This is a genomic window from Streptomyces sp. NPDC052012, from assembly GCF_040689265.1.
GTDB lineage: Bacteria > Actinomycetota > Actinomycetes > Streptomycetales > Streptomycetaceae > Streptomyces.
Window position 1 is genome coordinate 30,968 of sequence record NZ_JBFAXA010000039.1, and the last position, 13,147, is coordinate 44,114.

Annotated in this window: 11 protein-coding genes; 3 read left to right on the plus strand and 8 right to left on the minus strand. The window is 73.4% G+C overall.

Going from position 1 to position 13,147, the window contains the following annotated elements:
* Positions 1 to 38: 38 nt before the first annotated feature.
* The 4 genes from AB0412_RS34685 to AB0412_RS34700 all read right to left on the minus strand — a co-directional run bounded on the left by AB0412_RS34685 (position 39) and on the right by AB0412_RS34700 (position 3,119).
* Positions 39 to 935, minus strand: a complete 897-nt coding sequence (locus AB0412_RS34685) for a hypothetical protein (protein ID WP_366406598.1) — start codon at positions 933 to 935, stop codon at positions 39 to 41.
* Positions 936 to 976: 41 nt separating this feature from the next.
* Entirely contained in the window at positions 977 to 1,645 is a 669-nt protein-coding gene (locus AB0412_RS34690; protein WP_366406599.1) for an LPXTG cell wall anchor domain-containing protein, read from the minus strand.
* Positions 1,646 to 1,940: 295 nt separating this feature from the next.
* On the minus strand, positions 1,941 to 2,501 hold the full coding sequence (locus AB0412_RS34695) for an ATP-binding protein (protein ID WP_366406600.1): 561 nt from the start codon (positions 2,499 to 2,501) through the stop codon (positions 1,941 to 1,943).
* A gap of 240 nt (positions 2,502 to 2,741) precedes the next feature.
* Positions 2,742 to 3,119: an STAS domain-containing protein gene (locus AB0412_RS34700; RefSeq protein ID WP_260828602.1), complete on the minus strand. Its 378-nt coding sequence runs from the start codon at positions 3,117 to 3,119 to the stop codon at positions 2,742 to 2,744.
* A 239-nt stretch (positions 3,120 to 3,358) separates the two neighbouring features.
* Between AB0412_RS34700 and AB0412_RS34705 the strand changes: the two genes are divergently transcribed.
* Together AB0412_RS34705 and AB0412_RS34710 are read left to right on the plus strand one after the other, a co-directional pair.
* Complete coding sequence (locus AB0412_RS34705; protein ID WP_366406601.1) at positions 3,359 to 4,285, plus strand: RNA polymerase sigma factor SigF; 927 nt, start codon at positions 3,359 to 3,361, stop codon at positions 4,283 to 4,285.
* Between the two features lie 269 nt (positions 4,286 to 4,554).
* On the plus strand, positions 4,555 to 6,117 hold the full coding sequence (locus AB0412_RS34710) for an RICIN domain-containing protein (RefSeq protein ID WP_366406602.1): 1,563 nt from the start codon (positions 4,555 to 4,557) through the stop codon (positions 6,115 to 6,117).
* Positions 6,118 to 6,144: 27 nt separating this feature from the next.
* Here AB0412_RS34710 and hutI read toward each other — a convergent pair whose 3' ends face one another.
* The 4 genes from hutI to hutU are packed head-to-tail and all read right to left on the minus strand — an operon-like array spanning position 6,145 to position 11,598.
* Positions 6,145 to 7,320, minus strand: a complete 1,176-nt coding sequence (hutI, locus tag AB0412_RS34715) for an imidazolonepropionase (RefSeq protein WP_366406603.1) — start codon at positions 7,318 to 7,320, stop codon at positions 6,145 to 6,147.
* Between the two features lie 20 nt (positions 7,321 to 7,340).
* Positions 7,341 to 8,678: a formimidoylglutamate deiminase gene (locus AB0412_RS34720; RefSeq protein ID WP_366406604.1), complete on the minus strand. Its 1,338-nt coding sequence runs from the start codon at positions 8,676 to 8,678 to the stop codon at positions 7,341 to 7,343.
* Positions 8,675 to 9,877, minus strand: a complete 1,203-nt coding sequence (locus AB0412_RS34725; protein ID WP_366406608.1) for an allantoate amidohydrolase — start codon at positions 9,875 to 9,877, stop codon at positions 8,675 to 8,677. Before AB0412_RS34725 ends, AB0412_RS34720 begins: the two co-directional genes overlap by 4 nt.
* 56 nt (positions 9,878 to 9,933) lie before the next feature.
* The gene (gene hutU, locus AB0412_RS34730) at positions 9,934 to 11,598 is read right to left on the minus strand and encodes a urocanate hydratase (RefSeq protein ID WP_366406605.1); all 1,665 of its coding nucleotides are present in this window, start codon (positions 11,596 to 11,598) and stop codon (positions 9,934 to 9,936) included.
* A 115-nt stretch (positions 11,599 to 11,713) separates the two neighbouring features.
* Here hutU and AB0412_RS34735 point away from each other — a divergent pair, with 115 nt between their 5' ends.
* Complete coding sequence (locus AB0412_RS34735; RefSeq protein ID WP_366406606.1) at positions 11,714 to 13,105, plus strand: diaminopimelate decarboxylase; 1,392 nt, start codon at positions 11,714 to 11,716, stop codon at positions 13,103 to 13,105.
* Positions 13,106 to 13,147: the final 42 nt, after the last annotated feature.

A 13,147-nucleotide genomic window follows, 5' to 3' on the forward strand; every position in this document is an offset into this window, starting at 1 on the left:
CTCCCTGAGCTGCCACAGTGGTCCGGCGTGGGGACCAGCTAAGCGGCGGGCTCCACCGCACGACCCCGCCCCCTTCTCCTCGTTCTCCGCCGCGGGCCGTCGTGGGGCGGGGGCGGACGCAGGCGGTCCACGAGGGCCAGGGCCCCGCGGAACGCAGCTGCGGGGACGATGAGGAACGTCAGGGTCCAGAAGAGGGTGACGCCCCAGGGGTGCGGTTCGGTCCAGGGGTGTTCCGCGAGGATCCTTCCGCCGTACTTCAGGGAGACCGTGTAGTCGCCGTGGGCGCCGGGTGGCAGCTGCACCGGGAGTTCGATGCGGGCCTTGCCTCCGGGTGGGACGGTGCCCCGCCAGGGCTGGGGCTGCCAGCTGGGGGCGTAGACGCCGTGGGACGTACCGAGGTGGAAGACCGGGTTGCGGACGGGGGACGTGCCGGCGTTGCCGACCGTGATCACCAGTGTGCGGGCCGGGGGCGAGCCGAAGCGGGTCAGCAGGCCGCTCGTGCCCTCCAGGCGGGGGTCCGCGAGGGGGGACAGACGGCCGCCGGTGGCCTCGGCGGGCAGGGGCTCGACCGAGTGGCCGGCCACCTGGAACGCCCTGTCGACGTCCGTTTTTCTGCCGGTCACCGTCTCCACGTGCACCACGCAGGGACACGGCACCGGCGGCTCCACCACCGGCAGGCTGCGGCGGAAGCGGCCGTCCGCGCCGGTGGTGACCGCCCGGCCGTCGGCGTTGGCGCAGGAGCCGGTGCCGCCGGTCACGCCGCCGGACGGCACGGAACGGCCGCAGATCAGCAGCATGAGCAGCGTGCGGGGCCGCCATCCGGTGCCGGTGACGGTGATCGAGCCGCCGGTGCCCGCATGGGTCGCCGAGAGCGCGACGCCGGGGCGGTCCGCTGCCGTGGCGGGCGGCGCGGTCAGCAGGAGTGCCAGCAGCAACGTCACAAGGAGCGGTGGTGTCGTGATCCGCGCCGTGCCGTTCACTCCGAGCGGGTCCTGCGGGTCAGCCACAGCGTGCCGGCCGCGCCCACGAGGAGGACGGTGCCGCCGAGGGTCGCGAGGGCGACGGCCGAGTCCTCGGGGCCGGTGCGCGGGAGTGTCCCGCCGGTGGAGCCGTCCGAGCCGCCGCCCGGCGCGGGGCCGCTCGCGGGCGTGACGTCGAGGGTCAGGGAGGGACCGGGGTCGTTCGTCGGCGTGCAGGTCGTGGTCGTGCCGAGAGCCTTGATGGTGAGGACGTCCGCCGTGAAGGTGACCTTGCCCGCCTGCTTCGGTCGGTACGTGGCGCTCAAGTCGCTTATTTTGATGGGGGTGTTGGGCGGGATCGGGGCGTCGTTGGCGGGTCCGGTCACCGTCAGGGTGCCGGTGTCGGCGCCGCCCAGCTCGATCGTGGCGCTGGGGTTCATGGCGCCCTTGCCGAGCTCCACCGGGCTGGACGAGACGCCCTTCTGCCAGGACATGGTGATCCGGTAGCCGCTGCCGTTCCTCACCCCCTTGATGTCGATGGGCGAGACGGCGCTCTTGTCGCCGATCGGCGTCTTGCACTGGTAGTCGACGTCGACGACCTCGGCCCGGGCCGTGGGGGCGGCCAGCAGCACCGTGGAGCCGGCCAGGGCGGCGACGAGCACGGCGGTTCGTTTCCGGTGCGACACGGCCCTCTCCTCGTCTTCGGGTTCGCGATTTCCTGACAGCCCGTCAGCTCGTCAGGTGAGCCGCAAGGTACGCCGGGGCCCTGGAGGAAGGAAGACACGTGACACGGCGGATCGGCGACATACGGGGGCGCCACGCAGGGGATGCCGGGGGAACTGTGCGTGCGGCGATGGCGGTCGCTGGGGTGAGCCGGGTGGGGACGGGCGCTGAGAGGGCCCGGCGGTGGAGCCGGGAAGGGGTGCGCAGGGTGGGAGCGGTGAGGGGAGCGCGGGTGTGAGCCGGGCGGGCGGCGTGCGGCTACGCGGGGGCGCCGAGCTCCGCCCAGACCGTCTTGCCGGTCATTCCGGGGGTGCGGACGACGCCCCAGTCCAGGCAGAGGCGCTGGACGATGAACATGCCGTGGCCGCCGGGGCGGCCCGCGCGGTGTGGGGTGCGCGGGGCCGGCTGGCCCGTGCCGCGGTCGGTGACCTCGAGCCGGATCACCTTGTTGTCGCAGGTGAGGGTGAGCTGGTCCGGGCCGTCGGCGTGCAGGCAGGCGTTGGTGACCAGTTCGGAGACGACCAGCAGGACGTCCTCGGCGGCGGCCCGCTGGTCGGCGGTGGCCGCCGGCAGCCAGCCCCACGCGTACAGCGCCTGGCGGGTGAAGTCGCGGGCGAGCGGCACGACACCGCTCTGCTCCTCGAAGCCCAGCCGGCGGACCTGGCGGCCCGTCGGGGAGCCCGGCGACCCCGCCGACCCTGAGGGCACGGCCACGCCCCCGTCGGCGGCGTCCGCCGCCGCGCCGCCACCGGGCACACCGGAAGCGCCGCTGGGCTCCGGACCGCGGTCGCCCGGCGAGTAGGGCCGGGTGGTGCTCATCAGCGCTTCACCTCACCGATTCACCGGTTCACGATTCAAAAAATTCCGTACTCAGTCAGTCACGCGGCGCGCGGCACGTTCGGTTCACTGCACCCCAGCGACCACGGCAGCCGACATGTTCAGGATGTCTCCTGCCCGGGGGACCCGGCGGAACACCCCCGTATTCGCGCGAAAAGGCGCGACGTCCGGGGAGCGCCGGATCACGGGGCCCGGGGCGGCACGCCGCCCCGCCCGTGCGGGTCACCCGGAGTCGTCGGCCAGGGCCGCCTCGAGGGTGTCATGGACAGTGAAGACGGCATCCGCTCCCGTGATCTCGAACACCCGCGCGACCACCGGCTGCATCCCGGCGAGGTGCACCCCGCCCCCGGCGGCCTCGGCCTTCAGCCGGGCTCCGAGCAGGACGTTGAGCCCGGTGGAGTCGCAGAACTCCAGCCGGGAGCAGTCGATGACGAGCCGGTTCAATCCCTTGGCGAGGCAGTCCTCCAGTGGCTCACGCAACAGATCGGCGGTGTGGTGGTCCAACTCACCCGCCGGGGTCACGACGGCACTGGGGCCCTCTTCTCGCACCTCGACCAGAAGCCGGCCCGACTGTGCGCTGCCGACCGTCCCGCGGTCCATGCCGTCTCTCTCTCCCGACCTCGTGGCTGCTTGCTGACGCCCTCGAACACTACGCCCTCCCACCCGCCTTCGACACCTGAACAATCACCCAGAAACGGACATATGCGAACAGAATGCACTTGCGGTGGGCTTGCCGAAGCGGGTAGGTCTAGTAAGGACACGTACCCGACACGGCCGGCTTTGGAGGCGCCGCACACCGCAGTGCACGTACTGGCTTCGGCAGCCATATGCCGAGAACGATGGAGGACATCATGTCACCCCGGCTCGACGCATCGCGTACCCAGAAAGCGACGTCGACACTCCCTGAGGAACATCTGGATCCCATCGAGCAGGACGACATGAGTGTCGTCCAAGGCGATCTCCTCGCCGGACTTCCGGAGATTCCCCCCTACGACGAGGTGGGCCCGGTCGACGCACGGGCGTTGTCCAAGGCCCTCTTCGAGCGCCTGGAATCGCTCGAGGAAGGCACCCACGAGTATTCGTACGTCCGCAACACGCTCGTAGAACTCAACCTCGCCCTGGTCAAGTTCGCCGCCTCCCGCTTCCGCTCGCGCAGCGAGCCGATGGAGGACATCATCCAGGTCGGCACCATCGGCCTGATCAAGGCGATCGACCGCTTCGAGCTGTCGCGTGGTGTGGAGTTCCCCACGTTCGCGATGCCGACCATCATCGGCGAGATCAAGCGTTTCTTCCGCGACACCTCGTGGTCCGTCCGCGTACCGCGGCGGCTCCAGGAGCTCCGGCTCGACCTGGCCAAGGCCGGTGACGAACTCGCGCAGAAGCTCGACCGCGCGCCGACGGTGGCCGAGCTGGCCGAGCGTCTCGGCATCTCCAACGACGAGGTCGTCGAGGGCATGGCGGCGTCGAACGCGTACACGGCCTCGTCCCTGGACGCCCAGCCCGAGGAGGACGACGCCGAGGGCGCGCTCGCGGACCGCATCGGCTACGAGGACCACGGGCTCGAAGGCATCGAGTACGTCGAGTCGTTGAAGCCGCTGATCGCCGAACTGCCGCCGAGGGACCGCAAGATCCTGTCGCTGCGCTTCGTCGCCGGGATGACCCAGTCGGAGATCGGCGAGGAGCTGGGCATCTCGCAGATGCACGTCTCACGGCTGCTGTCCCGCACGCTGGTACGGCTGCGCAAGGCGCTGACGGTCGAGGAGTGAGCAGCGGCGGCACGGCCGGCTGACGGCCGCTCGCCGGTGGTCGATCGCCGCAGGTGACGAGTCCGCGCCCCGCGCCCTGTCGGCGCCGGATGCCTCCCGGGTCCTCACGACTCCGGGGCACCGGGCGCCCGCCGGGCGCGGGGCGCGACGCGTTACCCACGGTCACCCCTTTCCCCGCGGGCCCTCTTCCACCACTATGGGTCGCCCAAACTGGCTGGTATGTCAGGACGCCGATGTCCGGGAGCCAGGGGTGGGCGAGGAGGCGGTGGATGACTCGGGGCGACGGGGCCGTCGAGGGTGACGGGGTCGGGGAGGAGTCGTCGGGGGCGCACCGGGACACGTCCGACCTCCGGCTGACCGAGCTGCTGCGGGGCGGCACCACGGCGGCCTACGCGGCCCTCCAGGAGCTCCGCGCCCGGCACGGCCCGTCCGTGCTCGCCTACGCCCGCCGGTGCGCGGCGGGCGAGGCCGGCGCACGTCAACTCGCCGCCCAGGCCTTCACGCTGGCCGCCCGTCAGGCCGCCCGCGGCACCGATCCCGGCGGTCCCCTGCGCCATCAACTGCTGTTGCTGACCGGGAAGGTCGCCGCGAGCTGGGCCGCCGACGGGCGGGCCGGGGGGCTCGACGCGGGACTGCACCTCGTCCTCAGCTCCTCCGGGCCCGACGGACCGCTCCCGCCGATGCTCGCCGCGTTCCGGTCGCTGCCGTACCGGGCGCAGGGCCTCATCTGGTACCGGACCGTGGAGCGCGAGCCCGCGGACCGTACCGCGGCCTTCCTCGGTCTCACCCGCCAGGACGTGACCTACGGCACCGACTCCGCGCTCCAGGCGCTCGGCCAGGCGTGTCTGCGGTCGCGGCTGGCCGCCTCCGACGATCCGCGGTGCGGCGACTTCCGCCGGCTCATCGAGGAGTCCGTACGGCCCGACAGCCCCCGGGACAGCCCCGATCTGCAAGCCCACATGGCGCACTGCGCCTACTGCACGGCGGCGCACGAGGAGTTGTGCGCGCTGCGGGACGACCCACGCACCACGCTGGCCGAGGGCCTGCTGCCCTGGGCGGGCACGGCATACACCGGGGACGTCCCGCCGGCGGCGCAGGCGGACTCCGGCTCCCTCGCCGCCGGCGCGGTCCGGCCGCGCTCGCGGCGGCTGGTGCTGGCCTCGGCGGCGCTCGGGGTGGCCGCCGTGCCGCTGCTGCTGCTCGTGCTGTCACCGACCGAGGCGCCGTCCGAGCGCACCGGGGGCGCGAGCGCTCCCTCTCCGGTCCCGCCGCCGGTGACGGTGACGGCCACCGCGTCGCCCTCCCCCACGGCGTCCCCGTCGCGCACGTCGGCCTCACCTTCGCCGTCGCGGACGGCGACGCCCTCGCACACGGCGCGGCCGACTCCGACTCCGACCCCTGCCCCGACGCGCACCACACCCACGTACCGGCCGCCGGGCGGTTCGTACGCGCCGGTGGTGAATCTCGCCACGGGCCTGTGCCTGGACATCGACGGTGACCTGGAGAACCGCACGGACGTCGTCACCGCCCCCTGCGACGGGTCCTCCTCCCAGCGGTGGCGGTTCGACTCCGGGCGCGGCGTGCTCCAGTCGGCCGCCGACGACGACTACTGCCTGGACAGCCGGGGTGCGGTGGACCGGGGGGTCGGGATCTGGTCGTGCTCCTCGGTGGAGGGGCGCAACGGCCAGAACCTCCGGTTCACCGTCGACTCCCGCGGCGTGATCCGGCCGGCCATCGCGCCGTCCCACGCGGTGACGCCGGGCGGCGGTGACTCCGTGGGGCTGGTGAGCGCGGCCGAGCGGACGGACCAGCGGTGGCGGGCGGGGTCCTGAACACCGGGAGACGTAGCGGCCGTCGGCTCAGACCACGCGGACGCCGCGCCGCCACACGCCGTTGACCAGCGGGACGCCGGGGCGGTAGGCGAGGTGGACGTGGCTGGGGGCGTCGAGGATGATGAGGTCGGCGTAGGCGCCCGGGGTGAGGCGGCCGATGTCGGTGCGGCGCAGGGCCTGGGCGCCGCCCGCGGTGGCCGACCAGACGGCCTCGTCGGGGGTCATGCCCATGTCCCGGACGGCGAGCGCGACGCAGAACGGCACCGAGGACGTGAAGGACGACCCCGGGTTGCAGTCGGTGGACAGCGCGACGGTGACGCCCGCGTCGAGCAGGCGGCGGGCGTCCGGCCACGTCGCGCGGGTGGAGAACTCGGCGCCGGGGAGGAGGGTGGCGACGGTGCTGCTGTTCGCGAGGGCGTCCACGTCGGCGTCGGTGAGGTGGGTGCAGTGGTCGGCGCTGGCCGCGTCGAGTTCGACGGCGAGCTGGACGCCGGGGCCGTAGGAGAGCTGGTTGGCGTGGACGCGGGGGTGCAGCCCCTTGGCCCTGCCGGCGGTGAGGATCGCGCGGGCCTGGTCGCCGTCGAAGGCGCCCTTCTCGCAGAAGACGTCGATCCAGCGGGCGTGCGGCGCGCAGGCGTCCAGCATCTCGCCGGTGACCAGGGCGACATAGCCGGCCGGGTCCTCGGCGTACTCGGGGGCGACGATGTGGGCGCCGAGGTAGGTGACCTCGTCGGTGTGGCGGGCGGCCAGGCGCAGGGCGCGTGCCTCGTCCTCGACGGTCAGGCCGTAGCCCGACTTGGTCTCGAAGGTCGTGGTGCCCTGGCGCAGCGCCTCGACGAGGTAACGGGTGAGGTTCGCCTCCAGTTCCGCGTCGGTCGCGGCCCGGGTGGCGGCGACGGTGGTGCGGATGCCGCCCGCGCTGTAGGCGCGGCCGGACATACGGGCGTTGAACTCCTCGGTGCGGTCGCCCGCGAAGACCAGGTGGGAGTGGGAGTCGACGAAGCCCGGCAGGACCGCCCGGCCGCCCGCGTCGACCCGGTTGTCAGTGGCGGGTGCTTTGCTTGATTCACCGGTCCACGCGACGCGGTCGCCGTCGATGACGACGGCCGCGTCCCGGACCAGGCCGAGCGGTGAATCGCCGTGGAGGGAGGGGTCGTTGGTGACCAGCGTGGCGATGTTGGTGATGACGGTGCTGCTGCTCATGGCGTCCTCGTGGGGGGTCGTCAGGCTCGCAGGGCCGCGACGGCCTGCGCGAGTGCTTGCGGTACGTCGGGGACGAGGGTGTGCGCCCCGTCGCGTACGACGTGCCGGCCGCCCACGATCGTGTGCCGTACGTCGGCCGCGGTCGCGGCGAATACGGCCGTCTCGGCGCCCAGCCCGGGAAGCGGCCCCGCTGTTCTGACCGAGTCCAGCGCGATCGTGGTGAGGTCGGCGAGGGCGCCGGGCTCGATACTGCCCGCCCGCTCCCAGCCGAGGGCGGCGTGGCCGTCGGCGGTGGCCGCGCGCAGCAGGGCGTTCGCCGTCCAGTGACCGCGGGTGCGGGTGCGCAGCCGCTCGTTCAGCTCCATGGCGCGGGCCTCTTCGAGCAGGTCGATGACGGCGTGGCTGTCGGAGCCGAGGGAGAGCGGGGACCCCTGGCGCTGGAGGGCGGCGGCGGGGCCGATGCCGTCGGCGAGGTCGCGTTCGGTGGTGGGGCACATGCAGGTGCCGGTGCCGCTGCCGCCGATCAGCGCCATGTCCTCGTCGGTGAGGTGGGTGTTGTGCACGCCGGTGGTGCGCGGACCGAGCACGCCGTGGTCGGCGAGGAGCCGGGTGGGCGTGCAGCCGTGAGCCTCCTGGCAGGCGTCGTTCTCGGCGGTCTGCTCGGACAGGTGCACATGCAGCGGGGCCCGCCGCTCCTCGGCCCAGCGCGCCACGGTCGCCAGCTGGCCCGCGGGCACGGCTCGTACGGAGTGGACGGCCGCGCCGATCCGTGCGTGATCCCGTTCCTTGAGAACTGAACAGCGTTCGGCCCAGTCCTCGGCGGTGCCGTCGGAGAAGCGGAGCTGGTGGGCGGTGGGCGGCCGGCCGAAGCCGGAGGAGAGGTAGGCGGTGTCGAGGAGGGTGATGCGGATACCGGCGTCGGCGGCGGCCGCGATGAGCGCCTCGCCCATGGCGTTGGGGTCGGCGTAGGGGACGCCTCCGGGCGCGTGGTGCACGTAGTGGAACTCGCCCACGCATGTGATGCCGGCGAGGGCCATCTCCGCGTACACGGCGCGGGCCAGCCGGTGGTACGTCTCCGGGGTGAGCCGGTCGGCCACCGCGTACATGACCTCGCGCCAGGTCCAGAAGGTGCCGGAGCCGACCTGGACGGCGCCGCGCAGGGCGCGGTGGAAGGCGTGGCTGTGGGCGTTGGCCAGTCCGGGCAGGGTCAGCCCGCGCAGCACCTCGGCGCCGGCCGGCGGGGCGGGGGTGTCCGGGGCGAGGGCGTGGATGCGGCCGTCCCGGATGTCGAGGGTCACGCCCGGCTCGACCCGGTCGCCGAGCCAGGCGTGCTCCAGCCAGTACGTCGTCGGTGTCACCGGCAGGCCAGTCCTTCCAGTACGTCGGCGAGTGCGAGCACTCCGGCCACGCAGTCGTCCTCGGCGGCGAACTCGGCCGGGGAGTGCGAGACGCCGGTGGGGTTGCGCACGAACAGCATGGCCGTCGGGACGCTCCCGGAGAGGATTCCGGCGTCGTGTCCGGCGCCGGTGCCGAGCACGGGCACCTTGAGGTCCGCCTCGCCGCCCAGGATGCGGGCGAGCTCGTCGCGCAGGGCGTGGTCGAACTCGACGACGGGCGTGAAGGACTCACGGGTGACGTCGAGGTCGATGCCGTGGGCGGCGGCGTACTCGCGGGCGGCCGTGTGGATGCCCTCGATCACCGTGTCCAGGGTGTCCTGCTCGGGTGCGCGGGAGTCGAGCCAGCCGCGCACGAGGGAGGGGATGGCGTTGACGCCGTTGGGCTCGACGGCGATCTTGCCGAACGTGGCCACGGCACCGGCGAGTTCGGCCTCGCGCCGGGCGGCGAGGACGGTCTCGGCGTAGGACAGCATCGGGTCGCGCCGGTCGGCGAGGCGGGTCGTGCCGGCGTGGTTGGCCTCGCCCCGGAAGTCGAACCGCCAGCGGCCGTGCGGCCAGATGGCGCTGGCGATGCCCACCCGGTCGCCGGACAGGTCCAGCGCGCGGCCCTGCTCGACGTGCAGCTCGACGAACGCGCCGATCCGGCCGAGCCGTTCGGGATCCGGGCCGATCGCGTCGGGGTCGTAGCCGGCGGCCTCCATGGCCCGGGGCAGCGTGATCCCGTCCCCGTCGGTGAGCCGGTGCGCCTGCTCGCGCGAGAGCTGCCCGGCGGTGAGCCGGGACCCTGCACAGGCGAGGCCGAAGCGGGCGCCCTCCTCGTCACCGAAGTTGACGATGCCGAGGGGCCGGCCGAAGGTCACGTCGCGGGCGCGCAGTTCGTCGAGCGCGGCGAAGGCGGACACGACGCCGAGGGGCCCGTCGAAGGCGCCGCCGTCCGGCACGGAGTCGAGGTGCGATCCGGTGACCACGGCGTCCCCGGCGGCGGGGTCACCGAGCCAGGCCCACTGATTCCCGTTCCGGTCGACCTCGTAGGTCATCCCGCGGGCCCGGGCCTGCTCCTGGAACCAGGCCCGGCACTCGGCGTCGGCAGGGGTCCAGGCGTAGCGCCGGTACCCACGGGACTCGGGGTGCCGCCCGACGGGGAGCAGCTCGCGCCACATGGAGTGGAACGAGGTGCCAGGTACCGTCCCCACCGGTCGGTTGCCGCTGGGCTCGCTCACGCCGATCCACCCTCGCGCATCGGCACCCGCACGCCCCGCTGCTCGGCGACGGACTCCGCGATGTCGTACCCGGCGTCGACGTGCCGGATGACGCCCATGCCGGGGTCGTTGGTCAGCACGCGGCGGATCTTCTCCCCGGCCAGCGCCGTGCCGTCGGCCACCGTCACCTGCCCGGCGTGGAGGGACCTGCCCATGCCGACACCGCCGCCGTGGTGGACGGACACCCAGGACGCCCCCGACGCCACGTTCACCATGGCGTTCAGCAGCGGCCAGTCGGCGATCGCGTCGGACCCGTCCAGCATCGCCTCGGTCTCCCGGTAGGGCGAGGCGACGGACCCGCAGTCGAGGTGGTCGCGGCCGATGACGACCGGCGCGGCCAGCTCCCCGCTCGCGACCATGTCGTTGAACCGCTCGCCCGCCTTGTCGCGCTCCCCATAGCCGAGCCAGCAGATGCGCGCCGGGAGCCCCTGGAAGTGGACACGCTCCCCCGCCATGCGGATCCACCGCGCGAGGGACTCGTTCTCGGGGAAGAGGTCGAGGATCGCCTTGTCGGTCTTCGCGATGTCGGCGGGGTCGCCGGACAGCGCCGCCCACCGGAAGGGGCCCTTGCCCTCGCAGAACAGCGGGCGGATGTACGCGGGGACGAAGCCGGGGAAGGCGAACGCCCGGTCGTATCCGGCGAGTTGCGCCTCGCCGCGGATGGAGTTGCCGTAGTCGAAGACCTCCGCGCCGGCGTCCATGAAGCCGACCATCGCCTCGACGTGCCTGGCCATGGACTCGCGGGCCCGGGTGGTGAAGCCGGCCGGGTCCTTGGCCGCGGCGCCGGCCATGTCCTCGAAGGCGATGCCGAGCGGCAGGTAGGACAGCGGGTCGTGGGCGGAGGTCTGGTCCGTCACGATGTCGATGGGGGCGCCCATCTCGAGGAGCTGGGGGACCAGTTCGGCCGCGTTGCCGAGGACGCCGATGGACAGCGGGCGGCGGGCGTCGCGCGCCTCGACGGCGAGCTGCAGCGCGTGGTCCAGGCTGTCGGCCTTCACGTCGAGGTAGCGGTGCTCGATGCGGCGGTCGATGGCGCGCGGGTCGCAGTCGACGCAGATGGCCACGCCGTCGTTCATCGTGACGGCGAGCGGCTGGGCGCCGCCCATGCCGCCGAGGCCGGCGGTGAGGGTGATGGTCCCGGCGAGGGTGCCGTCGAACTTCTTGGCGGCGACGGCGGCGAAGGTCTCGTAGGTGCCCTGGAGGATGCCCTGGGTGCCGATGTAGATCCAGGAGCCGGCGGTCATCTGCCCGTACATGGTCAGGCCGAGGGCCTCCAGGCGGCGGAACTCCTCCCAGGTGGCCCAGTCGCCGACGAGGTTGGAGTTGGCGATGAGGACGCGCGGCGCCCACTCGTGGGTCTGCATGACGCCGACGGGGCGGCCGGACTGGACGAGCATCGTCTCGTCCTGCTTGAGGGTCTTCAGGGTGCGGACCATGGCGTCGAAGGAGCGCCAGTCGCGGGCGGCCTTGCCCGTCCCGCCGTAGACGACGAGCTTGTCGGGGTGCTCGGCGACCTCCGGGTCGAGGTTGTTCTGCAGCATCCGCAGGGCGGCCTCCTGCTGCCATCCCAGGGCGCTCGGTTCCGTGCCGCGCGGTGCTCGGACGGGTCGGGGTCCTGACATGGTCTGCCTCCTCGTGGCGGGTTACTGAAGATATTCACATACTCGCCGCCTGAATAGAACTAGTCAATACGTCGGGGTGTCGGCAGGGACGCGCCGCGGGTGTTTGGCTGGATGCATGAGCACGGAGACGGGCGGCGGCGACGGAACGGGGGAAACGGTGGGCCACGGCGACGAGCGGGCGGTGCGACGGGACCAGGCCGTGCGGCAAGCGGTGGAACAGGGGCTCCTCGGGCCCGACGAGCCCCTCGTGGCCCTGCTCGACGTCACCGGCATCCGCGAGTCGGCGGCGGAGCTGCACGCGGCGTTCGACGCCGTGACGGCACCCGGCACGCGCGTGCTGCACGCGTTCGCGGTCAAGGCGACGCCGCTGGTGCCGGTGCTGCGGCTGCTGCGCGAGGTGGGCATCGGCGCGGAGGTGGCGAGCCCGGGTGAGCTGGCGCTGGCGCGGGCGGCCGGGATGGAACCGGAGCGGACGGTCCTCGACTCGCCCGCCAAGACCCCGGCGGAACTGCGGGAGGCGCTCGCGCTGGGCATCGCCGTCAACGCGGACAATCCGCAGGAGCTGGAGCGCATCGACGCCCTGGTGGGGTCCGCCACGCCCCGCTCCCCTCTCGGTCTGCGGGTGAATCCCCAGGTCGGCGCCGGCTCCATCGAGGCGCTGTCGACCGCGACGGCGACGTCCAAGTTCGGTGTGGCGCTGCGGGACGAGGGGGCGCGGGAGTGGGTCGTACGGGCGTATCTGGACCGGCCGTGGCTGACCCGGCTGCACGCGCACACCGGATCCCAGGGTGTCGCGCTGGAGCTGATGGCACGGGGCGTGGCCGAGACGTACGCGCTGGCGGAGGAGATCAACCGGCGGGCGGGCCGGCGGCAGGTCGACACCGTCGACATCGGCGGCGGGCTGCCGGTGAACTTCGCCTCGGACGCGACGACTCCGACGTACGGCGCGTACGCACGCGTGCTGCGGGAGACGGTGCCGGGGCTGTTCGACGGGCGGTACGGGCTGGTCACCGAGTTCGGGCGGTCACTGCTGGCCAAGCACGGCACGGTCGTCGCGCGGGTGGAGTACGCCAAGCGCGCGGGCGGGCGGCCGGTCGCGGTGACGCACGCGGGCGTGCAGGTGGCCACGCGGACGGTGTACGCGCCGGGGGCGTGGCCGCTGAGGATCGCCGCGTACGACGCGAAGGGGCGGCCGAAGGAGGGGCCCGCGGTGGTGCAGGACGTCGCGGGGCCGGCCTGTTTCGCGGGCGACCTGCTGGCCCGGGCGCAGGCGCTGCCGCTGCTGGAACAGGGCGACTACGCGGCGGCCCTGGACACCGGCGCGTACTACTTCGCCCACCACTACGCCTACAACTCCCTCCCCCGCCCCGCCGTCCACGGCTTCACCGCGGACGGCACCGGCGCGGTCGCCTTCGCCCTCGTCCGGCGCGCCCAGACGACGGAAGAGATCGTGCGGGAGTCGGGCGGCGACCACACCGACGCCCTGCTGGGGGGCCTGGCCCCCTGAGACACGGGCGAGGGCCCGCCACACACGGGGCGGGCCTCGGCC

Excerpts from the sequence above, each read along its gene's own strand:
- hutU (WP_366406605.1), bottom strand. The coding sequence starts at position 11,598 with ATGTCAGGACCCCGACCCGTCCGAGCACCGCGCGGCACGGAACCGAGC.
- AB0412_RS34725 (WP_366406608.1), bottom strand. The coding sequence starts at position 9,877 with ATGTGGCGCGAGCTGCTCCCCGTCGGGCGGCACCCCGAGTCCCGTGGG.
- AB0412_RS34710 (WP_366406602.1), top strand. The coding sequence starts at position 4,555 with ATGACTCGGGGCGACGGGGCCGTCGAGGGTGACGGGGTCGGGGAGGAG.
- AB0412_RS34700 (WP_260828602.1), bottom strand. The coding sequence starts at position 3,119 with ATGGACCGCGGGACGGTCGGCAGCGCACAGTCGGGCCGGCTTCTGGTC.
- AB0412_RS34695 (WP_366406600.1), bottom strand. The coding sequence starts at position 2,501 with ATGAGCACCACCCGGCCCTACTCGCCGGGCGACCGCGGTCCGGAGCCC.
- AB0412_RS34705 (WP_366406601.1), top strand. The coding sequence starts at position 3,359 with ATGGAGGACATCATGTCACCCCGGCTCGACGCATCGCGTACCCAGAAA.
- hutI (WP_366406603.1), bottom strand. The coding sequence starts at position 7,320 with ATGAGCAGCAGCACCGTCATCACCAACATCGCCACGCTGGTCACCAAC.
- AB0412_RS34735 (WP_366406606.1), top strand. The coding sequence starts at position 11,714 with ATGAGCACGGAGACGGGCGGCGGCGACGGAACGGGGGAAACGGTGGGC.